Here is a 21,586-nt window from a genome sequence, read left to right as displayed (position 1 = left end):
CATCATGCCACCGCGTAAAGGTAGCTGTCCGGCGACGCCCGCACAACTGGCCCCCTCGGGCCCGGTCAGGCAGGCGATCCGGTCCCGTCCCACATCGCGCGCCGCGGTTGGCCGGAGTGTCGGGGGGAATGGATAAGAAAGGGCGAACATCGATGGTTAACAAGAGGTTGCGGCAAGAAGCGGGGCCGTGCCGCGACGAATCGCCATCGATTCCATGTGTCATATGGGGAGCGAATTCGGCAAAGTCTTGCCAAATGCCGGAAAACGACCAAATGTCGCGGAGCGCATTAACCGCTTCCCGCAGAACCACGCACTCCCCGAAAGCAGGACATGATGAACCAGAGACCGTCGATCGCCTTCGCAAAATTCGCTGCGCCTCAAGCGGCGGCGAACAGGAAGGGCACGGTCTTCGTGCTGTCGGCGGATGATGGTGGCCTGAGCGACACCGCCAGGGCCTACGATTCCGGCAAGACGCTGGAGCGGGCTTTCCCTGTCGGCGAGTTCACGGGCAAGTTCGCCAGCGTCCTCGAAATCCTGGCGCCGGAAGGAGGCTCGCTCGACAGGCTGGTGGCGATCGGTGCCGGCAAGGTGTCGGGGCTCGACGAATATGCCTGGCTGAAGCTTGGCGGCAGCATCGCGTCGTCGCTGCGCAAGGCGACCGACGCGGCCGTGGTGCTCGACCTGATCGGTGCCTCGCCCAATGGTAAGGACGCCGCGAACCTTGCCGCGGGCATCCTTCTTCGCGGCTACTCCTTCGACAAATACAAGACCAGGAAGGACAAGGACAACGGCAAGCCCGATCCGAAAAAGCCGGTCAAGGTCACCATCCACACCGCCGACCCGGCAGGCGCCAAGAAGGCCTTCGCCGAGCTTGAAGCGGTGGTCGACGGCGTGCTCCTGGCGCGCGACCTGGTCAACGAGCCGGCCAACGCGTTGGGGCCGGTCGAGTTCGCCGCCCGCGCAGACGAACTCGAGGCGCTCGGTGTCAAGGTCGAGATCTTGACCGAGAAGGAGATGAAGAAGCTCGGCATGGGCTCGCTGCTCGGCGTCGCGCAAGGTTCGCCGCGCGGTGCCCGCATGGTCGTCATGCAATGGAACGGCGGCAAGCCCAAGGACAGCCCGGTGGCCTTTGTCGGCAAGGGCGTGACTTTCGACACGGGCGGCAATTCGATCAAGCCGGCATCGGGCATGGAAGACATGAAGGGCGACATGGGTGGCGCTGCCGCCGTCACCGGCTTGATGCACGCTTTGGCCGCCCGCAAGGCGAAGGCCAATGTCGTCGGCATCATCGGGCTGGTCGAAAATGCCGTCGACGGCCACGCGCAGCGCCCCGGCGACATCGTCACCTCGATGTCGGGCCAAACCATCGAGGTGCTCAACACCGACGCGGAAGGACGCCTCGTGCTGGCCGACGCGCTGTGGTACTGCAACGACCGCTTTCGACCGAAATTCATGGTCAATCTGGCGACGCTCACCGGCGCCATCATGGTCGCGCTCGGCCAGCACTATGCCGGCCTGTTCTCCAACAATGACGAACTGGCGCAAAGGCTGACGGCGGCGGGACAGGCGACGCAGGAACGGCTGTGGCGCATGCCGCTCGGCACGGAATATGACAAGCTGATCGATTCCAAGAACGCCGACATGAAGAATATTGGCGGCCGCTATGGCGGCGCCATCATCGCGGCGCAATTCCTGCAGCGCTTCGTCAAGGACACGCCCTGGGCGCATCTCGACATTGCCGGCACGGCGATCGGCTCGCCGTCGAACGAGATCAACCAGTCCTGGGCTTCGGGTTTCGGTGTTCGGCTGCTCGACCGGCTGGTGCGCGACCATTACGAGAGCTGACCTGGATCCATGGCCGACGTCCTGTTCTATCACCTGACCGAATCGACGCTGGAGGACACGCTGCCAGGCCTTTTGGAACGCAGCGTCGACCGTGGCTGGCGCGCCGTGGTGCAGACTGGCACCGAGGAGCGCCGCGACGCGCTCGACCAGCATCTGTGGACCTTCCGCGACGATTCGTTTCTCGCCCATGCGACCGATCGCGAAGCCTTTCCGGACGAGCAGCCGATTCTCCTGACCACCGGCGACGGCAATCCCAACGGGGCCAAGATAAGGTTCCTGGTCGATGGCGCGGTGCCACCCGAACTTGCCGGCTATGAGCGTGCCGTGTTCCTGTTCGACGGCCACGACGCCGCCCAGGTCGAGGCCGCCCGCGGCCGCTGGAAGACGATGAAGGGCGCCGGCCATATGGTGACCTACTGGCAGCAGACGCCAGCCCGCCGCTGGGAGCGCAAGGCATAGGCGGGCAGTACTGCGCCTCAGTTGGAATATCCGGGCGGAGCAGTGAGCCCAGCGTCGGCTTTGGCGGTCGCTCAAGTGTGAATGAAATGCTATTCGTGCACCGATGGCGCGCACCGGCCCTTGCCGTCTTGCTCGATGTGCGCAAGTCGCGAAGCCCTGGAACGGGATGGCTGCTGAAGCTGGCCATCGCCTTTTGATCGTCGGGGCGCTATGGGCAAGGTCACGATATCTCTGGTGATTGTCTGAATGCGCTTTCTGTTTGTCCTGATCTTGCTGGCCGGCACCGGCATCGGTGTCATCTACCCCTGGGCGATGACCAATTTTTCCGGCCATGAGATCGGTACGTGGCGGGTCTATGAGCAGGGCCGTTTCAGGCCGGTGACAGTGCCGCTCTCCGGCCGCGACGCGCCGGTGCGGGTGCTGGTCGACCTCACTGCCAGGGCCGAGCGCATCGTTTCGCAGCAGCGCACGATATTGACGCTGACCGCGGCCGCCAGCGGCCGCACGGTGCTTGCCTCGACTTTGCAGTTCAACCACGTGGACAATCCGCGCCAGGCCAGCCCGCAACTGCCCGACAAGATCTTTCGTGACGAGGCCGGCGTGATCGCGGCCGTCAGCCCTGGCCCTTACGTCTTCACCGTCGGCCCGGGCGATGCCGAGGACATTCCGATGCGGGCGGTCGATCTCGTCTTGCGCTCCGGTATCGGCGAGACCGACAGCCGTGCGCGGCCGGTCGGCTTCTCGCTGATGGCGGTTGGCCTGATCGGCTTCATGCTGTCCTTGCGTACGCGTGCCGGCCGGCCGGAGAATCCGAACTCGCAGCCGCCACCGCCGCGCTGGGGCAGGGGCTCCAAGTGAACTACCGCCACGCCTATCACGCCGGGAATTTCGCCGACGTCGTCAAGCATGTCGTGCTGACGCGGCTGCTCGAATATCTGAAGCAGAAGGACAAGGCGTTTCGCGTCGTCGACACCCACGCCGGCATCGGCCGCTACGATCTGTCGTCGCTCGAGGCGCAAAAGACCGGCGAATGGCAAGGCGGCATCGGTCGCCTCATCGATGCTTCGCTCGACGCCAGGACGGCGGCGCTGCTCGCGCCCTATCTGGAGACGGTGCGGTCGCTCAATCCTGAGGGCGGCGTGAAGAAATATCCGGGCTCGCCCCGGCTCGCGCGCAATCTCCTGCGCAAGCAGGATCGGCTTTCGGCGATCGAACTGCATCCCAAGGATGCCGCGAAGCTGAAGGCGGAGTTCGCCGGAGATTTCCAGACCAGGGTGATGGAACTCGACGGCTGGCTGGCGCTCGGCGCCCACCTGCCGCCGAAGGAAAAGCGCGGGCTGGTGCTCATCGATCCGCCTTTCGAGGAGGCGGGCGAGTTCGACCGCCTCGCCGACGGGCTTATAAGAGCGCACAAGCGGTGGCCGGGTGGCATCTATGCGCTGTGGTATCCGATCAAGGACCGCAGGGCGATCATCGCCTTCAGGAAAGCGCTGAAGCAATCCGGCATTCCGAAACTGCTCGACATCGAATTCGAGATCAGGCCGGCCTCTTCGGAACCCAGCCTCGACGGCAGCGGCATGGTGGTGGTCAATCCGCCCTTCACGCTGGAAGCCGAGTTGCGAGGCGTGCTGCCGGCACTGCACAAACTGCTCGCCGTGGAAAAACCCGCGCACTGGTCGCTGGAGTGGTTGGCGGGCGAGGCCGCGTAGAGGCGACAGCGACAACCGCTTGCGAGCGCCGGCTCTGGCTATTTCGAAGGCGGAAACCGAGTCAATCACAATCGCTTGACCGAACGTCAGCGAATCCGCACAGTGCGCGCAATCGACCTTGAGAGGCTGTCATGACTCGCTTCGCCAAATCCGCACTTGCTGCCCTGATTTCGCTCTGCACCCCGCTTGCCGCACCTCTCGGCGTCACCCAGGCGGCACACGCGGCCGACCTTGCCGTCTATATTGATGAGGACAGTGGCGTCTGCGGCCAGCCCTGGGTGCTGAACAAGATCACCAGCCGCTTCTCCTATCAGGTGCATCACGTGCCGCATCTGCCCGATGTGCAGATCACCGATTTCCAGCGCATCCACCAGCACCGCTATTTGCCCGCCAACGAGACCTGGCCGATCGGTCGCCGCTACTGCGGCGCCACCGTCAGCCTGTCCGACGGCCGCGACCGGACGATCTGGTATCTGATCGAAGAAGGGCAGGGCTTTGCCTCGATCGGCGACAACGTCGAATTCTGCGTCTCGGGCTTCGACCGCTGGATGGTCTACAACGGCCGCTGCCGCGTCCTGCGCTAAATCCCAGCAGCCGGTTTTTTCGGGCGGCAGCGACCTTGCGCCCGAGAGGATACAGTGGCTGGACTGGGCGAATTGCATGATCGCCTATACGGCGGGCTTTGGGTCCTGCTGATCTACGGCGCATTGCTGTCGGTGACCTCGTGGCCTGTCGCGGCCGGTTCACCGTCGACCCACGCGCGCCGGAAACCTGGAAGGCGCTCGGCGGCGGTCTGTATGCGCTTTTGGCCTATGCGCCATGGTGGCCGCCTTCGCGTTGGGGCCGGCCCGCCCATTACGGCGATCCGCAATTGTGTGAGCTATGCAGGCGCGTTTGATCCGCAACTTGCGGTTATGGCCTAACAAGTCCTCCGTGATAGTCTAACCGATAGACCTCCTTGTGTTCGACGTAGATCCGCTCGATTCCGAGGAACCCCTCAACGTTCTCGTTGCTGTTGTCAACGTAACGGTATTGTCGAACGACATATTCGAATGCACCGAGGAATCTGCCGAGTCCGTACAAGGCTGACAACGACTCCTTGATAACTGTACCGGCAATGGTCGCGTCGATCATTTCCGGATCTAGGATACGGCCATAATAGTTCATGGCCCAAACGGGATCGTCACCTTGCCAGACGACTTCCTGTCCAAGAAAATCGGTACCTCCAAAATAGCTATCCAGATAGTGCCAAGAACCACGCTTGTAACCGATGTCGTGTGACGCATTCCGGCATGCCGGTGACGGGCTGCCGCCTCCGACATATGTCGCCGATTTTGCTTCCAGGATAAAAGTCTTCAAGCCATCCATGACAAATCTTCTCATCGGAACATAAAAGAAGATCCCACAGGTGCGCGTACCTGCCAAGAGTCGATCGCCGGCTCTGGGATTGATCGCTCGCAGATGCTGCTTCGGCCTGAGCGTTGGATACTATGTCAGACAATCCGGTTCGCTTCGTCGATGGGCTGGATTTGCAGGCGTCAGGATTTGCCCCGTATCGAGCCCAGGGGAACGGTCGTCCCGGTTACGGTCCGGCCGATCTGCTTAAACTCTTCCAGTATGGCTATTTGAACCGGGTGCGTTCGAGCCGGCTGCTGGAAGCGGAGACACACCGCCGCGCGGCAGGCGGTGTCATGATTGGTGCCGGCGTCGCCACGCGCTAAGAGGCATCGATCGGCAACGGCCTATTTTCTGCGCGGCGGCGTCTCGGCCTGATCGAGAATCCTGCGTAGAAAAGCAACGTGGCCACGAAACGCGCGCCGTCCGATCGTCGTCGCCTTGATCCGCGTCTGCGGCCGCCGTCCGACGAACAGCTTTTCGACATTGACGTAGCCGGCCCTTGCCAGCGTGTCGAGATGCGCGCCGAGATTGCCGTCTGTGGCTTCGATCATGGCTTTCAGCTGCGTGAACTCCAATGCCTCCCGCCTTTCCAGCATGTTCAGGGCGGCCATGATCCTGAGTCGCGTACTCTGATGGATGATCTCGTCGGCGCTCATCGATCGGCTCCGGCGCGGCAAAGGCACGGGCCATCGATGACAGGACCGATATTATCGGACGCAATCCCGGCGATCTCGGACGGCGACGCTTGCTCCTCTGCAACCGACATTCAGCACGCTCCTATCCCTTGCAGAATACTCTGGAATATAGAGTTATCTGTCAATTCTCCGAGTGACGGAAAACTGTTTGACAAGGTAACGGGCGAATTGGTGACCCCTTTGCTCTCCTGATCCGCGTAGATCCGCCCCGCAACAGAAGATAACCGTATCGATGAAGCGACAGGTCATGATGTTGGCGGCCGAAGATCAATGCACAAGATACGTCGCTGACCTTCAGCACTTCACGGCAGACCGGTCTTGTGACGCATTGAGAATGTCGGTGTCGAACCGCTGACGATATCCGAAGATCAGCATCGCATCCGTGCGATGATCAGCGCGATCATGCCTCGTCCGCGGTCAAAATTTACACTGCGAAAATCATGACATTGCTTCGCTGGCTAGCGAGCCGCGAGTCAGATATGCATTGCGCGCCGGGGTCATTCACGGCCGTCGGCATAACGTGAAGGGGCATGACATGGCTAAGCAGTCATCTAAAGCGCCGGCATCCAAGACACCGGCAAAGAAAGCACCCGCAAAAGCAGTGGCGGCGAAGGCCGCAACCGCAGTGAAGAAAGCAGCGCCCGCCGCCAAGCCGAAGGCAGCCGCGGCCAAGGCGCCGGCAAAAAAACCCGTAGCCGCGGCAAAGCCTGCCGCGAAGCCGGTGGCCAAGAAAGCAGCGCCCGCCAAGGCGGCGGCAAAACCCGCAGCGAAGGCAGCACCGGCAAAGAAGCCTGCGGCCAAGGCAGCACCGGCCAAGAAGCCTGCGGCCAAGGCGGCGGCAAAACCCGCGGCCAAGAAAGCAGCGCCCGCGAAGGCTGCAGCCAAGGCTCCGGCCAAAGCTCCGCCAAAGAAGGCCGCGGCAGCCGCGACAAAGCCGGCGGTGAAAAAAGCCGCCGCTCCGAAGGCAAAGGCGGCACCTGCGAAGGCGAAGGCTCCGGCCAAGAAGTAAACCGGACCGTTGGGGCGTCGCGTCCGTTGCGGGCGTGACAAGGACGCTCCGGCGCTCTCTGGATCGGGGCATTTCCGGCAATGGGTCCAGCCTGCGGGGCTGGGCGTGGAGGAAGGGAATGAGGGCAAGCAAAGCGAGGCGCCGGTTGGCTGCCTCGCTCGCCCGATCTGGTCCTCTCCTTCTCGGTGCGTAAGGCTCCAGCGCAATGCACGCGGTGAGGCCCGAAAGCAGGCTCGAGTCCCGTCGGCCTGCTGCCTTTTTCTTGTATCTCCGGCATACCAGTCCGTAGGCCTGTCATGATGATCATGAGTGGAAACCGCAGCCGGTTCCTGGCGATTATTTTGTTGCCGCCTGGCCGTTGATCGCAGAGATCTGTCCGGTCGACACTGCCCATATGCTAACAGGAACCCGACCATGCCGAAGCTGCTCTACGCCTCATCTTCCCCCTACAGCTCCAAGGTGCGCATGGCCGCAGCCTATGCCGGCATCGCCATCGAAGCGGTAGCGGTCAAGACCGAGGACAAACAGGCTGTCCTGATCGACGCCAATCCGCTCGGCAAAATTCCGGTCCTGGTGCTCGAAGACGGCCGTTCGATCCATGACAGCCGCGCCATCACCCAGCATCTCAATCGTGTTTCGAAGAATGCGCTTTTCCCGCGCAATCCCGACAAGCGGCTGGAGGCGGAAGTGCTGGAGGCGCTGGCCGATGGTATCTGCGACTGCGCGCTTTCGATGGTCTATGAGCGCCGCACGCGGCCCGAAGAAATGGTCTATCAACCATGGCTGGACCGCCAGTGGGCGAAGATCACGCAGGCGCTCGACCTGCTCAATTCCAACCCGCCAAAATTGCCCAAGAAGATCACCGCCGGTCAGATGGCGCTGCGCGCCTGTCTTGGCTATCTCGCCCTTCGCTTCGCCGGCAAATGGGAGAAAGGTCGCGCTCGGCTGACACGCTGGGCGGCGCGCTTCGACGAGAAGTTTCCAGAGCTGAAGGATTGCGTCCCCAGCTGATTGATGACCCGCCTGATCGGCGGACACAAAAAAAGCCGGGCGCGAGGCCCGGCTTTTTCGTGTCGTGGCTTGGACGACTTAGAACTTCATACCGACGCCGAAGGTGACGCGGTTGTCGGTGGCCTTGACCTTGCCAATGCCATCGAAGCTCTTGCTGCCGAAATCGGTATAGCGATATTCGACGCGGCCGAACACATTGTCGGTCAGCTTGATGTCGGTGCCGAGGCCGGCGGTCCAGCCGAGCATGGTAGCGGTATCGCTGACACCAAGGACGGTGTCCTCTACCTTCAGGCTTCTGCCGGCGAGACCGCCAGTGCCGTAGAGCAGGATTTCCGGGGTCACGGCGTAGCCGAGACGGGCACGCAGCGAGCCTTCGAAGCCGGCCTTGGAGTTGATGCCGTTGTCGTCGCCCTTGACGCCGTTGTAGCCGAGTTCGGCTTCAGCACCGTAGACAAAGTTCTCCTGCTGCCACTGATAGCCGCCGAAGACGCTGCCGACGAAACCTTTGGTATCGGTTTCAACGCCGAAATCCTTCTCCTTGGTACGGCCGCTGAAGCCGTAGCCAACATTGAGACCGACATAGGGGCCGGCCCAGGAGGCGACCGGAAGTTCGGCAACCGGGGCGGGTGCCGGCGGCTCTTCCGAAACCACATCCGCGGCAAAGGCGGTACCACCGAGGGCAAAGAGCCCGAGCGCTACGGCCAGCGGCCGTGCGAATTTGAGATTGGCTTGCATTGTTGTTTACTCCTTAAGCCACAGGACACAGGCTTGTTTTTCACGATCGCCATCGACCCGTCCGGGGGGTGAAACGGATCTGGCGTTCGTCGGTTCCAAATGTCGTGTCGAAATGCGGCTGAAGCGAACCTGAACTTGGGTCATTCCCCGGCACGAATGAGGCAGAAACTTGACGTTGCATCTTCGCAACAGCGAAATGTCAGCAGCCGGATCATGCCGCGCTGCACGCCGCTTGGTGCAAGGAGTCCAGCGCCCTATATTGGGGTTCGGCTGGCCTGGTTGACTGGCGAGTCGCGATGCCCGTCAGGGCGTTTCGCCACAATGCTGCCCCAGGTGCGAACGCCGTTTAAGAGATGACAGGCCATATTTTGCCGGCACCGTCTTTTCGTGCCCAAACCGAGGATTGACAGCACATGAGCAAAGCCACCGCGGCGCTGGTGACGGGCGGGGCGAAACGGATCGGCAAAGCGATCGTCGAAGATCTTGCCGGCCATGGTTTTGCCGTCGCCATCCACGCCAACCGCTCGCATGATGAGGCGCAAGCCCTGGCCGTCCGGATCAACCGGTCCGGCGGCCGCGCTGCGGTGGTCGGCGCCGATCTGACCGACATGGACGATGTCGCCGGCCTGATCGGCCAGGCACAGGCAGCGCTCGGGCCGATCTCGCTGCTGGTCAACAACGCATCGCTGTTCGTCGACGATTCGGTTGAGGATTTCGACTGGCAGGCCTGGGACCGCCACTTCGCCATCCATGTGAAAACCCCTGCGCTGTTGGCGCAGAACTTAGCCCGGTCCTTGCCCGCAGGGCAGGAGGGGCTGATCGTCAACATCATCGACCAGCGTGTCTGGCGGCCGACTCCGCGCTATTTTTCCTATGCGCTGTCGAAGTCGGCATTGTGGACGCAGACGCAGATGATGGCCCAGGCGCTTGGGCCCCGCATTCGCGTCAACGCCATCGGTCCGGGCCCGACGCTGAAGAACACGCGCCAGGATGATTCCGATTTTGCCGCGCAGGTCGCCGGCCTGATCCTGAAGCGCGGCCCGGAATTGCCGGAATTCGGCGCTACCATCCGTTATCTCTGGGAGGCGCGCTCCGTCACCGGCCAGATGATCGCACTTGATGGCGGGCAGCATCTTGCATGGCAGACGCCGGATGTGACAGGCATGGCGGAATGAGTCCTTTGGATCACAAAAACAAGGCACGGGGCGGCCCCGATGATCTTCCCCCCGAAATCGACATCGAGGATGAGGCACACGAGGAGATTGTCGAGCCGGTAGGCCCGGACGTCGGGTTCACGGCCATCGACTGGACGCCGCATGCCGGCGACGCCGACGGCATGGTCGGCGCCGAGGTGATCCAGACGTTGGTCAAGCGGCTGCCCAACGCGCCCGGCGTCTACCGGATGATGAACGCCGCCGGCGACGTGCTCTATGTCGGCAAGGCGCGCAGCCTGAAGAAGCGCGTCACCAACTACGCGCAAGGCCGGTTCCACACCAATCGCATCGGCCGCATGGTGCGCGAGACGTCGACGATGGAGTTCGTCGTCACCCGCACCGAGATCGAGGCGCTGCTGCTCGAGGCCAATCTTATCAAGCGCCTGCGGCCGCGATTCAATGTGCTGATGCGGGACGACAAGTCGTTCCCCTACATTCTTCTGACCGGCGACCATGTCTCGCCCGGCATCTACAAGCATCGCGGCGCGCGGTCGCGAAAAGGCGATTATTTCGGTCCCTTCGCTTCGGCCGGCGCCGTTGGCCGCACCATCAATTCGCTGCAGCGCGCCTTTCTGCTGCGCAGCTGTACCAACTCGTTCTACGAGAACCGTACCCGGCCGTGCCTGCTCTACCAGATCAAGCGCTGCGCCGGCCCATGCACCGGCGAGATATCGCATCAGGACTATGCCGAACTGGTCGCCGAGGCGAAGGATTTCCTCTCCGGCCGCAGCCAGAAAGTGAAGACCGAAATTTCGGCCGCCATGCAGCAGGCTTCCCAGGACCTCGATTTCGAGCGCGCCGCTATCTACCGCGACCGGCTGGCGGCCCTGTCGCATGTGCAGAGCCACCAGGGCATCAACCCGCAGACCGTCGACGAAGCCGACGTCTTCGCCATCCATCAGGAAGGCGGCCAGGTCTGCATCCAGGTGTTCTTCTTCCGCACCGGCCAGAACTGGGGCAACCGCGCCTATTTCCCCAAGGCCGATCCGGCGCTGGAGGGATCGGAGGTGCTAGGCTCGTTCCTGGCGCAATTCTACGACGACAAGCCGACGCCGCGCTCGATCCTGCTATCGCACGGCGTCGAGGACCAGGAACTGCTTGCCGAGGCGCTTTCGACCCGCGCCGGCCGCAAGGTGGCAATCTCGGTGCCGCAGCGTGGCGAGAAGAAGGACCTGACCGACAACGCGTTGCAGAATGCGCGTGAGGCGCTTGGCCGCCGGCTGGCGGAGACCTCGACGCAAGGCCGGCTGCTCGCCGGTTTCGCCGAGACTTTCGGCCTTGCCAAGCCGCCGGTGCGCATCGAGGTCTACGACAACTCGCACATCATGGGCACCAACGCCGTCGGCGCCATGGTCGTCGCCGGGCCGGAAGGGTTTGTGAAGAACCAGTACCGGAAATTCAACATCCGCTCGACCGAGATTACGCCCGGCGACGATTTCGGCATGATGCGCGAGGTGATGGAGCGGCGCTTTTCACGGCTGCTCAAGGAGCATGGCGATGTCGCGCCCGATGATGCGGCTGCCGGTGAAGCCGGCGCCGACATGGAAGAAGACATCTCCGGCAGCTTCCCGGCCTGGCCCGACGTCATCCTGATCGACGGCGGCCAGGGCCAGATGACTGCGGTGCGCAAGATCCTTTCGGATCTCGGCATCGAGGACCGCGTCGTGGCCATCGGCATCGCCAAGGGCCAGGACCGCGATGCCGGCCGGGAGCGCTTCTTCGTCAAGGGCAGGGACTCGTTCTCGCTGCCGGTGCGCGATCCCGTGCTCTATTTCGTCCAGCGGCTGCGCGACGAGGTTCATCGCTTCGCCATCGGCTCGCATCGGGCCAGGCGCAAGAAGGAGATGGCCAAGAGCCCGCTCGACGAGATCAACGGCATCGGTCCCGGCCGCAAGCGCGCCCTGCTGCTGCATTTCGGCACCGCCAAGGCGGTCAGCCGCGCCGCGATCGAGGATCTGAGGAAAGTGGACGGCATTTCCGAGCAGGTCGCGAAACTGGTCTACAATCATTTCCACGAGAGCTGATGCGTGTCGCGGCATGCATCGCCCCCAAGACAGATTCGGCTATTTTCGACTGGCCAATCGATTTTCGCCTGTTGACCCCCCACATTCGCATCTGATTTGAGTACGCAGGCAGAAAGAGTCCCCAAGATATGGCCCAGCGCGCGTTCAACCTGCCCAACATACTGACCTACGCCCGCATCATCGCGGTGCCGCTGGTCGTGCTGTGCTTTTTTCTGGAAGGACACCTGAAATCGAGCGATTTTGCCCGTTGGTCGGCGCTGGTCATTTTCCTGCTGGCGTCGGTTACCGACTACTTCGACGGCTATTTTGCGCGCGCCTGGCAGCAGACCTCCAACATCGGCAAGATGCTCGATCCGATCGCCGACAAGCTGCTGGTCGCCACCTGTCTTTTGCTGCTGGCGGCCGACACGGATCGTCACGCCGGTATCGCTGGCTGGTCGCTGTGGGCGGCGATCATCATCTTGTGCCGCGAGATCCTGGTTTCGGGCCTGCGCGAATATCTGGCGGCGCTCAAGGTCTCGGTGCCGGTGACGCAGCTTGCCAAGTGGAAGACCACCATCCAGATGGTCGCCATCGCCTTCCTGCTGGCGGGACCGGCCGGCGACAAGATCTTCCCGCTGACCACGCAGACCGGCCTGGTGCTGCTCTGGATCGCGGCGCTCGTCACGCTCTACACCGGCTATGATTATTTCCGCGCCGGCCTCAAGCACATCATGGACGAGTGAGATGACGACCCGCCTTATCTATTTTGCCTGGGTGCGCGAGCGCATAGGCATGCCCGAGGAAAACGTGGACTTGCCTGACGGCATCGAAACGGTTGCTGACCTGTTGCGCTGGCTGAAGTCGCGCGGCGAGGGCTATGAGAACGCGCTGCAATATCCCGACGTGATCCGTGTCGCCATCAACCAGGAACATGTCGACCATCGCGAGAAGATATCGGGCGCGCGCGAGATCGCCCTGTTCCCGCCCATGACCGGAGGCTGACAACCATGTCGGCCGCCATGGTGCCGACCGTGCGGATCCAGGCCGGGGATTTCGACGTCGCCGCCGAGATCGCCCGGCTGACGCAAGGCCGTGCCGACATCGGCGCGGTGGTCACCTTCTCCGGTCTCTGCCGAGACGAGCAAGGCACGCTTTCGGCGCTTGAACTCGAACATTATCCCGGCATGGCGGAAGCTGAAATCGGCCGCATCGCCGCCGAGGCGGTTCAGCGCTGGCCGCTGCAGGGCCTGACGGTCATTCACCGGCACGGCAAGATCACGCCTGGTGAGAACATCGTGCTGGTGGTGGCCGCGTCTGCGCATCGCCAGGCGGCGTTCGAGGCGGCCGATTTCCTTATGGATTATCTGAAATCGCGGGCGCCCTTCTGGAAGAAGGAGCATCGCGCCGACGGCTCCGAGGGCGGCTGGGTCGACGCCAAGGAAACCGACGCCAACGCCGCGCGGCGCTGGAAACCGTCCGAATAAACCTGCGCCGCAGCCATGCATTGACCGTAATCCTTTGGCCAATTGGGCGCGGTTGGTCGGCTTGGGCAAGGGAGGTGATCATGCTGGACAGGATCGCGGAGTTCCTGGTCTTCGGTTTCTTGCCGCTTGTCGTCGGCATATTGGCGGTGCCGGAAACGTCGGTTGCAGCCGAAAAGGCGATCAGGGGCGAAGTGATCTATCGTGAGCGCATCGCCTTGCCGCCCAGCGCCGTTCTTTCGATCCAGCTTGCCGATGTCTCGCTTGCCGATGCGCCGGCCAAAATCATCCGCGAGCAGAATGTAAAACCCACCGGCCAGGTGCCGATCGGTTTCGAGATAAAGTTCGACCCTTCCGTCATCCGGTCGCAGATGACCTATGCGCTGCAAGCGCGCATTACAGTCGATGACAAGCTTCTGTTCATCAGCGACGTGCGCCATCAGGTCGACCCGCTGACCGACGTGCCGCAGACGATCATGCTCAAGATCGTCACGCTGAGCACCGAGCCGGGGGCTTCCGTGGTTGGGCAGCTCTGGTTGGTCGACTATGTCGATGGCATCGGCGCGATCACCGCGCCGCAAGCGACGTTCAAAATCAGCGAAGCGGGCAACGCCGGCGGCCACGGCCCCTGCAACAGCTATTTCGCCACGGTCAAGGTCGACGGCCAGGCGATCGCCATCAGCGATGTCGGCTCGACCTACAAGGCTTGTGCGCCGGAGGTCATGGCCGAGGAAAAGGCGCTGTTCGATGCATTGACCAAAGCGGCGTCGTACAAGATCGATGCCGGCAAGCTCACCATCGCCGACAAGGACGGCCGCGAAATCCTGCGCTTCAGCGCCGCGAGCTGACACATATTTCGTAACCAACGCGCTTCAGCCGGAATAATCCGGGCAGGAGGAGCGTTTCTCTCAGATATGGCGGGTAGGCAAAAGGGATGTTCTCGAATGTCCCTTCGTTGAAGCCGCCAGACCTGCTGCGGCTCGTTCTGGCCTTAACTCGAAGGAGTCCAGAGATGAAAACGCATGCGCTTATCCTTGCTGCCACAGGCGTATCGCTCCTTGCCCTTACCGGCCTTGCGAGGGCGGACGACCATCTGTTCAATGCCGAGCAGCATGGTCTCAGCCCCGACAGCCAACCCTTCCAGACCAACAAGGCTGGCCACAGTGGCGACCTCGCGCCTGGGCAGGGCAGTCCGTTCACCGGCGCCGACACCCAGACGCCGGCCACCGACACCGAGGCAGCGAACGCTCATGCGAACGTAAAAGACCGTCAGCCGAAGTGAACGGAACCCGTCGCGGGCGGCGGCGGGCCGTTCGAGCCGACCGGCATACCGTCGGCCAGGTTGATCCGGGTGGCGCGCATATGCTGCAATTCGTGCGCGGGACCTGACCGTTCAGCCAATGAGAAAGGCCGGCTGAACGCCGGCCTTTCCAGGTCACGCTTGATGAGGTCGGCTCAGCCGACGATCTCCGTATCGGAGAACCAGTACTTGATCTCCTGCGCGGCGGTTTCCGGCGCGTCGGAGCCGTGCACCGAGTTTTCGCCGATGGACAGCGCATGCACCTTGCGGATTGTTCCTTCGGCGGCATTGGCCGGGTTGGTGGCGCCCATCACTTCGCGGTTCTTGGCAATGGCGTTCTCGCCCTCCAGCACCTGGACGATCGTCGGCGCCGAAGACATGGACTCAACCAGTTCGCCGAAGAAGGGACGCTCCTTGTGAACGGCGTAAAAGCCTTCCGCCTCGCGGCGGCTCATCCACACACGACGCGAAGCGACGACGCGCAGGCCGGCGTCTTCCAGCATTTTGGTGATGGCGCCGGTGAGGTTGCGCCGGGTTGCGTCCGGCTTGATCATGGAAAAGGTGCGTTCGAGCGCCATGGGGTCGTCCTTCTGAGAATGGAATTGAGAGTGGCGGGCTCTATACAAGTCGCCCGGCCCATTGCCAAGGGGAGGCGGGCGCGGTGCACGTTTCTGTGGCGGGCCGGCGTCGACAGGATGGGCCAGAGGCGAGATCGGAGAGCTGCAATGCTGCGCTTTGCTTGCTATAGTCGCGTGTCGGCGCCGCGCTGAAGTCGGCCCGAATGGAGACAATATGACCATGACAGACGATCGTCAGGAGCGCATTCGCAACCGTGCACATCAGATCTGGCAGGAAGAAGGGCAACCGGCCGGTCAGCACGAACGTCACTGGAACCAGGCCGCGGCCGATATCGATCGGGAGGATGCCACGGGGAAGCCGCCGGCAGCCAAAAAACCGGCCAAGAAGGCAACCGGCGCCGGCAACACGAAAGCTGCCCCCAACGAGGCCAAGGCCGTCACAAAGACCAGCAAGCCAAAAAAGGCGGCGACCAAGTAGGTCTGGCCGTCTCGCTCCAACCTGTTCGCAAGGATTGAAGGCCATTGCGCTCGCCTTGCGGCAAGGCCAGGCGCCGCGACCTCATGCCGCCGCGGCTACCTTTCGTCCCAACCCGCCATGCAGGTCGAGGCAGCGGGCGAACCATTGCGCCACCAGGTCGCCGTCGTCGAGCAGCCGATAGGGCGAGGCTATACGCGCCCATTGCAGTGCGCCAAAGACGATGTAGTCGGCAAACAGCGGTGAGGCGCCGCCGATGAACGGTTGGTAGCTCAGCGTCGAGCGCAGCGGCTCCAGCGAGGCCCTGAAACTGGTGAGCCCGGCTTCCCGCGCGGCCATCACGTCTTCCAGTTTCTTGCCCAGGCGCTGCTCCCGGCTCTGGCGGAAATAGGCGGCGTTCGCGGCGTCCTGCATGGCGTGGAGATCCATGATCGCGGCGGTGGTCACATAAGGATGGATGGTCAGCTGCGACCAGCGCTCGACGAAGCGCGCCATCGCCTTCCCGCCTTCGCCGCCGAACAGCGTCGGCCGCTCCGGATAGGCCTCTTCGAGATAGAGAGCGATGGCGAAGGAATCGGCGACGACGGTGTCCCCGTCGCGGATCACCGGAACGAGTTTCGATACACCGCCCTCGACGCTGGGCACTTCGAGGAAACGCGTCGGCACGGTGCTGATTTCGAGCCCCTTATGGGCCAGCGCCATCGTCGTCTTCCAGCAATGCGGGCTGAACGGACGGCTCTCGTCGCGCCCGACGAGATCATAAAGCACAATGGTCATTGGCGTCGGCTCCCTTGCGGTCTAGGTATCGCTCCCGATACCCGAAACGGGCTCGGCGGAGAAGAAGATGAGACAGCACTTCATGATGTTTGCGGCCTATAATCAATGGGCCAATGGCCGCATCTACGATGCCGCCACCGAACTCGACGAAGAGGAATTCAATCGCGATGTCGGCGCCTTCTTCGGCTCGTTGATGGGCACGCTCAATCACCTTCTGACAGCCGACCGCATCTGGATGAAGCGCTTCACCGGCGAGGGCGACGCGCCGACGACACTGGATGCTATCCTCTACCGGGCCTTGCCCGGCCTGCGAATGGCACGCGAGGCGGAGGACAGGAGGATCATCGACTGGATCGGCGGCCTGAGCGACAAAGCGTTGACGGGTCGCTTCACCTACATGACAGTCTCGGACATGCGCACTGTCTCGCAAAGGCTGGCGCCGGCGCTGGATCATGTGTTCAATCACCAGACCCACCACCGCGGCCAGGCGCATATGATCCTGACGGTTCTGGGCCGCCCTTCAGTGCAGCTCGATCTGGCGTCTTTTCAGCGCACCGAGGAGGGGCGCGCATATGCGTGATTTCGCCGCCGGCAGACAGTCAGGCGTCGATCTCACAATCCAATTGGCTCTGCGTCAAAGCCGCCTCTGCCATGATCCATTGTTTGAACAGCAGCACCTTGCGTGTCGCAAGCGTCTTATGGGGGGAGACGAAATACCAGCCGGCCGTGTTCGGGTGGTGGACGGCGAATGGAGCCACCAGCCTTTCGGCGTGGATATCGCTGGCCATGTAGGCGCGATTGGCCACCGCAAAGCCCATCCCGGCATTGGCTGCCTCGTAGGACATCATGCACGAATCGAAATAGATGCTTCTGGTCTCGCTGAGCACGAAGCTTGCACCGGCAAAGCCAAGCCAGGATTGCCAGTTCTGGGTGCAGGTGTCGGAATGCAGGAGCGTGAAGTGCTTGAGGTCGTCGGGTGTCACCTTCGACGGCTTGTCGCCGAGAACGTCATGGAACAGCTTGCGGCTGCACACAGGCGTCAGGTCTTCCCGAAAGAGCAGATCGGCCTGCAGCCCGGAAAGTCCGCCGTCGCCATAGCCATAGCGGATTTCGAGGTCGAACTCCGAAGTCGTGAATTCGTGCGTCGCATAGGAGGTCGAGACCCGCATGGTGATGTCGGGATATCGCTGCTGAAACAGCGGCAGGCGCGGAAACAGCCAGCGTGCGGCAAAGGTCGGCAGCACCGATATCTTCAGCACATGTTCCTGTGATTGCCCGGTCGCTTCCATGCTGGCGGCGACGATCCGCTCCAGCGCCTCGCGAACGCGCGACACATAGGTCTCGCCCTCCGGCGTCAGAGATACCGCATTGCCACCGCGCTGGAAGATCTTGAAGCGCAGCTGGTCCTCCAGGCTTTTGACACGCTGGCTGACCGCCGAAGCGGTGATGAACTGCTCTTCGCCGGCGCGCGTGAAATTCCCGTGCCTGGCAGCACTCTCCACGATTTTCAACGAATTGAGGTTAACCTGATTGAGCAAACGCACAGTTTCGACCTTAAGCTGGGCTTACGCTAGCACCAGCATTCCTAACTTTACAGGGGTGGGCGAATTTATCGAGTGATTGCCAAGTGTTGTCCCCATCCTGGAGAAGTAAAGCGAACGCCTATGCCATTCCCGACTGTGTTATGCGATGGGTCGCGAAGCCAGCATCGGCCACGGCACCGCCTGGAAAGTGTCGAGCTTCGGCGTTGGGCAGCATCTGCACGGCGTCGCGATCGGCTTGGAGCGGCTCGGAGGCGGAAAGCTGTGTTTGACGAAACGAACGTGCTGCCGGGCAGGAAGCGCATTTGCTGGTCAGGAGTTTGGCGCCGAGGCGCTCACTTTATGCCGCGATGAGGGCCGAAAAGGCGGTCGAGCAAATGAATTTCAGGCGTTGTGCCCGTTGGAAGCATATTCTTGAGATATTGGCGCACAACCTAGGCGCGAAGTCTGTCAGTACTAAGTATTAGATTTTCTAATTTGCAACGCATCGATTTTCATAAAAGATATATGGTGGCAAGTCTTGATTCGGTTTAGGCTTGACGATCCGTTGGTGGGCTCGGTTAAAGAGATACATCGATAAAAGTCTTCGCTGGGGTGGAGGGCTTTGTCGCAAATAGGATGAAAAGAATTGTCAAATATCGAGGATAAGACCGTTATCGAGCTGACGGCTGATATTGTCTCGGCCTATGTCGGCAACAATCCGCTTCCGGCTTCCGGCCTGCCTGACCTGATTGCCAGCGTCAGCGCGTCGGTTCGGAAGCTGGCCGGCGCGGTTGTCGCGGAAAGCCCGAGCCTGGTGCCGGCCGTGAACCCGAAGAAGTCGGTGTTTCCCGATTACATCGTCTGCCTGGAGGACGGAAAGAAATTCAAGTCGCTCAAGCGGCATCTCCGGACGGACTATGGCCTGAGCCCGGACGACTATCGGGCCAAATGGGGCCTGCCGCCCGACTATCCGATGGTCGCTCCAAACTATTCGGCGACGCGGTCCGCTCTGGCGAAGTCGACGGGACTCGGCCGCAAGCCGGCGGCAGCGCCCGCCGCGGCCAAGGCAACGAAGCGCAAGGTAACGGCCTGAGCGCTGCCCGGACCCGTGTGGCAAGCCGCTGATCGGCTGCATTGACGGCGCCTTTGCGGGCGTCGTTTCCAGGCCTTGTGCGGTCAACTGGCCAGCAAGGCCTTGCGAAGCGTTGATGTCCAGTGCAAAAGCGCGGCCATGCTGATCATCAACGACCTTTCGCTCCGCATGGCCGGACGCCTGCTTCTCGACCATGCCTCGCTGACCTTGCCGGCCGGCACCAAGGCCGGCCTTGTCGGCCGCAACGGCACCGGCAAGACCACGCTGTTCAAGGCCATCACCGGTGATTTTCCCTCCGAGACCGGATCCATCGGCCTGCCGAAGAACACGCGCATCGGCCAGGTGGCGCAGGAAGCCCCGGGCACCGAGGAGCCGCTGATCGAGATCGTGCTGAAGGCCGACCTCGAACGGACGGCGCTGCTCGAAGAGGAAAAGACCGCCACCGATCCGCACCGCATCGCCGACATCCACATGCGGCTGGCCGATATCGATGCGCATTCAGCCGAGTCCCGCGCGGCCACCATTCTTGCCGGCCTCGGCTTCGACGACGCGGCGCAGCGCCGCCCGGCTTCCTCTTTCTCCGGCGGCTGGCGCATGCGCGTGGCGCTCGCGGCCGTGCTGTTTTCCGAGCCCGACCTTCTGCTGCTCGACGAGCCAACCAACTATCTCGATCTCGAGGGTACGCTGTGGCTGGAAAACTATGTCTCGAAATATCCGCGCACGGTGCTGCTGATCTCGCACGATCGCGACCTGCTCAACCGCGCCGTCAATTCGATCGTCCATCTCGACCAGAAGAAGCTGACGTTCTGGCGCGGCGGCTACGACCAGTTCGAGCGCCAGTATACCGAGCAGAAGGAATTGCAGGAGAAGGGCCGCGTCAAGCAGGAAGCCGCCCGCAAGCACATGGAATCCTTCGTCGAGCGCTTCCGCGCCAAGGCCTCGAAGGCGAGGCAGGCGCAGTCGCGCATCAAGGCGTTGGAAAAGATGAAGCCAATCGCGGCTATCGTCAACGATACGGCGCGGCCATTCTCCTTCCCTGAGCCGGGGAAGACCGTGGCATCGCCGATCATCGCGCTGAACAACGTCAATGTCGGCTACACCGAGGGGCAGCCGATCCTGAAGAAGATGACGTTGCGCATCGATGCCGACGATCGCATCGCGCTGCTCGGCGCCAATGGCAACGGCAAGTCGACCTTCGCCAAATTGCTGTCCGGCCGGCTTAAGCAGGAGAGCGGCACCATGACGGTGGCGCCCGGGCTGAAGGTGGCGATCTTTGCCCAGCACCAGCTCGACGATCTGCGTCCCGAAGAAAACGCATACGAGCATGTCCGCCGGCTGATGCCGGAGGCGCCGGAATCGAAAGTGCGCGGCCGCGTCGCCCAGTTTGGTCTCACCACCGAGAAGATGAACACGGCCGCCAAGGATCTTTCAGGCGGCGAGAAGGCGCGGCTGTTGATGGGTCTGTCGGCCTTCGAGGGGCCGAACCTGTTCATCCTCGACGAGCCGACCAATCACCTCGACATCGACAGCCGTGAATCTCTGATTCACGCGCTGAACGAATTTCCCGGTGCCGTCATCCTGATCTCGCACGACCGCCATCTGCTGGAGGCGACCGCCGACCGGCTGTGGCTGGTCAAGGACGGCGCCGTCAACCCATATGACGGCGATCTGGAGGACTATAAGACGCTGGTCACCGGCGTGTCCGGCGACCGCCGCGAGCGGCGCGAGGCCGAGAAGGCTTCGAAAGCCGACCGCCGGCGCGAGGCGGCGCAGCGCCGCGCTGCTTTCGAACCGCTCGCCAAGGAAATCCGCGCCACCGAGGCGCTGATGGACCGTATCCGCAAGCGCATCGACGGCATCGAGGACGAACTGGCCAATCCGGCGATCTACGAAAAGGATCCCTCGACCGCGACGCGCCTGGCCAAAGAGCGCTCGCAGCTTGCCCAGACACTGGCCGGCCACGAGGAAAAATGGCTGACCATGTCGGCCGAGTACGAGGAAGGCACGGCGGAGTGATTGCGTAATCTCCCCCCTTGTGGGGGAGATGGCCGGCAGGCCAGAGGGGGGCGCTGTCCCGCCTGCCTGCCAGCTCTTGCACTGGCTGACCATCGGTCTTTGGTCGCTTGCGGATCATGCCAACAGTTGGCGATCCTTCGCGCCCCCCTCTGTCCTGCCGGCCATCTCCCCCACGAGGGGGGAGATCGGCTAATCATCTGGCCCTACACGCCGTCTCCAAAACCCGCTACACAAACCCCATGAACCAGCACGCCAAGCTCCG

24 protein-coding genes and 1 pseudogene are annotated in these 21,586 nt (G+C 62.5%); 19 read left to right on the top strand and 6 right to left on the bottom strand.

Translation table 11 applies throughout. The features are described from left to right. Positions 1 to 333 precede the first annotated feature (333 nt). The 5 genes from NKJ26_RS21120 to NKJ26_RS21100 all read left to right on the top strand — a co-directional run bounded on the left by NKJ26_RS21120 (position 334) and on the right by NKJ26_RS21100 (position 4,597). Positions 334 to 1,845 (top strand): leucyl aminopeptidase, encoded by a 1,512-nt coding sequence (locus tag NKJ26_RS21120; protein WP_352696873.1) that lies wholly within the window; start codon positions 334 to 336, stop codon positions 1,843 to 1,845. 9 nt (positions 1,846 to 1,854) lie between these two features. Next, positions 1,855 to 2,304, top strand: coding sequence for a DNA polymerase III subunit chi (locus tag NKJ26_RS21115; protein ID WP_352696871.1), 450 nt, complete (start codon positions 1,855 to 1,857; stop codon positions 2,302 to 2,304). Between the two features lie 246 nt (positions 2,305 to 2,550). Further along, a complete protein-coding gene (locus tag NKJ26_RS21110) occupies positions 2,551 to 3,162 on the top strand; it encodes a hypothetical protein (protein WP_352696870.1) in 612 nt (203 codons plus the stop codon). Beyond that, positions 3,159 to 4,013: a 23S rRNA (adenine(2030)-N(6))-methyltransferase RlmJ gene (locus NKJ26_RS21105; RefSeq protein ID WP_352696869.1), complete on the top strand. Its 855-nt coding sequence runs from the start codon at positions 3,159 to 3,161 to the stop codon at positions 4,011 to 4,013. Before NKJ26_RS21110 ends, NKJ26_RS21105 begins: the two co-directional genes overlap by 4 nt. A 131-nt stretch (positions 4,014 to 4,144) precedes the next feature. Continuing rightward, positions 4,145 to 4,597 carry a hypothetical protein gene (locus tag NKJ26_RS21100; protein WP_352696867.1) on the top strand — a complete coding sequence of 151 codons (453 nt, stop codon included), beginning with the start codon at positions 4,145 to 4,147 and terminating at the stop codon, positions 4,595 to 4,597. 328 nt (positions 4,598 to 4,925) lie between these two features. Here the strand turns inward: NKJ26_RS21100 and NKJ26_RS21095 are convergent, their stop codons facing one another. Further along, positions 4,926 to 5,381: a DUF5680 domain-containing protein gene (locus NKJ26_RS21095; protein WP_352598617.1), complete on the bottom strand. Its 456-nt coding sequence runs from the start codon at positions 5,379 to 5,381 to the stop codon at positions 4,926 to 4,928. A 93-nt stretch (positions 5,382 to 5,474) separates the two neighbouring features. On the opposite strand from NKJ26_RS21095, the pseudogene NKJ26_RS21090 reads away from it, so the two are divergent. Continuing rightward, positions 5,475 to 5,686 (top strand): annotated as a pseudogene (locus NKJ26_RS21090) (transposase); the annotation flags it as partial. A gap of 69 nt (positions 5,687 to 5,755) precedes the next feature. On the opposite strand, the gene NKJ26_RS21085 reads toward NKJ26_RS21090, so the two are convergent. After that, positions 5,756 to 6,067 carry a transcriptional regulator gene (locus NKJ26_RS21085; RefSeq protein WP_352598616.1) on the bottom strand — a complete coding sequence of 104 codons (312 nt, stop codon included), beginning with the start codon at positions 6,065 to 6,067 and terminating at the stop codon, positions 5,756 to 5,758. A gap of 664 nt (positions 6,068 to 6,731) precedes the next feature. On the opposite strand from NKJ26_RS21085, the gene NKJ26_RS21080 reads away from it, so the two are divergent. Next, positions 6,732 to 7,115 (top strand): hypothetical protein, encoded by a 384-nt coding sequence (locus NKJ26_RS21080; RefSeq protein WP_352598615.1) that lies wholly within the window; start codon positions 6,732 to 6,734, stop codon positions 7,113 to 7,115. A gap of 414 nt (positions 7,116 to 7,529) precedes the next feature. Then, positions 7,530 to 8,126 (top strand): glutathione S-transferase family protein, encoded by a 597-nt coding sequence (locus NKJ26_RS21075; RefSeq protein WP_352696865.1) that lies wholly within the window; start codon positions 7,530 to 7,532, stop codon positions 8,124 to 8,126. 78 nt (positions 8,127 to 8,204) lie between these two features. Here NKJ26_RS21075 and NKJ26_RS21070 read toward each other — a convergent pair whose 3' ends face one another. Beyond that, positions 8,205 to 8,861 (bottom strand): outer membrane protein, encoded by a 657-nt coding sequence (locus NKJ26_RS21070; RefSeq protein WP_352598613.1) that lies wholly within the window; start codon positions 8,859 to 8,861, stop codon positions 8,205 to 8,207. A 413-nt stretch (positions 8,862 to 9,274) separates the two neighbouring features. Between NKJ26_RS21070 and NKJ26_RS21065 the strand changes: the two genes are divergently transcribed. The 7 genes from NKJ26_RS21065 (at position 9,275) to NKJ26_RS21035 (ending at position 14,844) form a co-directional block, all read left to right on the top strand. Continuing rightward, positions 9,275 to 10,036, top strand: a complete 762-nt coding sequence (locus NKJ26_RS21065) for an SDR family oxidoreductase (RefSeq protein ID WP_352696863.1) — start codon at positions 9,275 to 9,277, stop codon at positions 10,034 to 10,036. After that, positions 10,033 to 12,099 (top strand): excinuclease ABC subunit UvrC, encoded by a 2,067-nt coding sequence (gene uvrC / locus NKJ26_RS21060; RefSeq protein WP_352696861.1) that lies wholly within the window; start codon positions 10,033 to 10,035, stop codon positions 12,097 to 12,099. The genes NKJ26_RS21065 and uvrC overlap by 4 nt, the downstream gene beginning before the upstream one ends. A gap of 128 nt (positions 12,100 to 12,227) precedes the next feature. After that, a complete protein-coding gene (gene pgsA / locus NKJ26_RS21055) occupies positions 12,228 to 12,824 on the top strand; it encodes a CDP-diacylglycerol--glycerol-3-phosphate 3-phosphatidyltransferase (protein ID WP_352598610.1) in 597 nt (198 codons plus the stop codon). A 1-nt stretch (position 12,825) separates the two neighbouring features. Next, positions 12,826 to 13,083 carry a molybdopterin converting factor subunit 1 gene (moaD, locus tag NKJ26_RS21050; protein WP_352696859.1) on the top strand — a complete coding sequence of 86 codons (258 nt, stop codon included), beginning with the start codon at positions 12,826 to 12,828 and terminating at the stop codon, positions 13,081 to 13,083. A 5-nt stretch (positions 13,084 to 13,088) separates the two neighbouring features. Then, positions 13,089 to 13,565 (top strand): molybdenum cofactor biosynthesis protein MoaE, encoded by a 477-nt coding sequence (locus NKJ26_RS21045; RefSeq protein ID WP_352696858.1) that lies wholly within the window; start codon positions 13,089 to 13,091, stop codon positions 13,563 to 13,565. Positions 13,566 to 13,645: 80 nt separating this feature from the next. After that, the gene (locus NKJ26_RS21040) at positions 13,646 to 14,410 is read left to right on the top strand and encodes a YbaY family lipoprotein (protein WP_352696856.1); all 765 of its coding nucleotides are present in this window, start codon (positions 13,646 to 13,648) and stop codon (positions 14,408 to 14,410) included. A 164-nt stretch (positions 14,411 to 14,574) separates the two neighbouring features. After that, a complete protein-coding gene (locus tag NKJ26_RS21035; RefSeq protein WP_352696854.1) occupies positions 14,575 to 14,844 on the top strand; it encodes a hypothetical protein in 270 nt (89 codons plus the stop codon). Between the two features lie 173 nt (positions 14,845 to 15,017). Here the strand turns inward: NKJ26_RS21035 and ndk are convergent, their stop codons facing one another. Beyond that, on the bottom strand, positions 15,018 to 15,440 hold the full coding sequence (gene ndk / locus NKJ26_RS21030; RefSeq protein ID WP_352598605.1) for a nucleoside-diphosphate kinase: 423 nt from the start codon (positions 15,438 to 15,440) through the stop codon (positions 15,018 to 15,020). Positions 15,441 to 15,654: 214 nt separating this feature from the next. Between ndk and NKJ26_RS21025 the strand changes: the two genes are divergently transcribed. Next, on the top strand, positions 15,655 to 15,918 hold the full coding sequence (locus NKJ26_RS21025) for a DUF2934 domain-containing protein (protein ID WP_352598604.1): 264 nt from the start codon (positions 15,655 to 15,657) through the stop codon (positions 15,916 to 15,918). Between the two features lie 81 nt (positions 15,919 to 15,999). Here the strand turns inward: NKJ26_RS21025 and NKJ26_RS21020 are convergent, their stop codons facing one another. After that, entirely contained in the window at positions 16,000 to 16,692 is a 693-nt protein-coding gene (locus tag NKJ26_RS21020) for a glutathione S-transferase family protein (protein WP_352696852.1), read from the bottom strand. Positions 16,693 to 16,759: 67 nt separating this feature from the next. On the opposite strand from NKJ26_RS21020, the gene NKJ26_RS21015 reads away from it, so the two are divergent. Further along, positions 16,760 to 17,272 carry a DinB family protein gene (locus NKJ26_RS21015; RefSeq protein WP_352696850.1) on the top strand — a complete coding sequence of 171 codons (513 nt, stop codon included), beginning with the start codon at positions 16,760 to 16,762 and terminating at the stop codon, positions 17,270 to 17,272. 19 nt (positions 17,273 to 17,291) lie between these two features. Here the strand turns inward: NKJ26_RS21015 and NKJ26_RS21010 are convergent, their stop codons facing one another. Next, positions 17,292 to 18,236 (bottom strand): LysR substrate-binding domain-containing protein, encoded by a 945-nt coding sequence (locus NKJ26_RS21010; RefSeq protein ID WP_352696848.1) that lies wholly within the window; start codon positions 18,234 to 18,236, stop codon positions 17,292 to 17,294. A gap of 625 nt (positions 18,237 to 18,861) precedes the next feature. Between NKJ26_RS21010 and NKJ26_RS21005 the strand changes: the two genes are divergently transcribed. Together NKJ26_RS21005 and NKJ26_RS21000 are read left to right on the top strand one after the other, a co-directional pair. Further along, positions 18,862 to 19,308, top strand: coding sequence for a Ros/MucR family transcriptional regulator (locus NKJ26_RS21005; protein ID WP_352598600.1), 447 nt, complete (start codon positions 18,862 to 18,864; stop codon positions 19,306 to 19,308). Positions 19,309 to 19,446: 138 nt separating this feature from the next. Next, on the top strand, positions 19,447 to 21,324 hold the full coding sequence (locus NKJ26_RS21000; protein WP_352696846.1) for an ABC-F family ATP-binding cassette domain-containing protein: 1,878 nt from the start codon (positions 19,447 to 19,449) through the stop codon (positions 21,322 to 21,324). Positions 21,325 to 21,586 lie beyond the last annotated feature (262 nt).

The organism is Mesorhizobium sp. M0152 (assembly GCF_040322415.1).
GTDB lineage: Bacteria > Pseudomonadota > Alphaproteobacteria > Rhizobiales > Rhizobiaceae > Mesorhizobium.
Note: the sequence above shows the minus strand (reverse complement) of the source record. Positions and strands in the feature narration are given on the sequence as shown.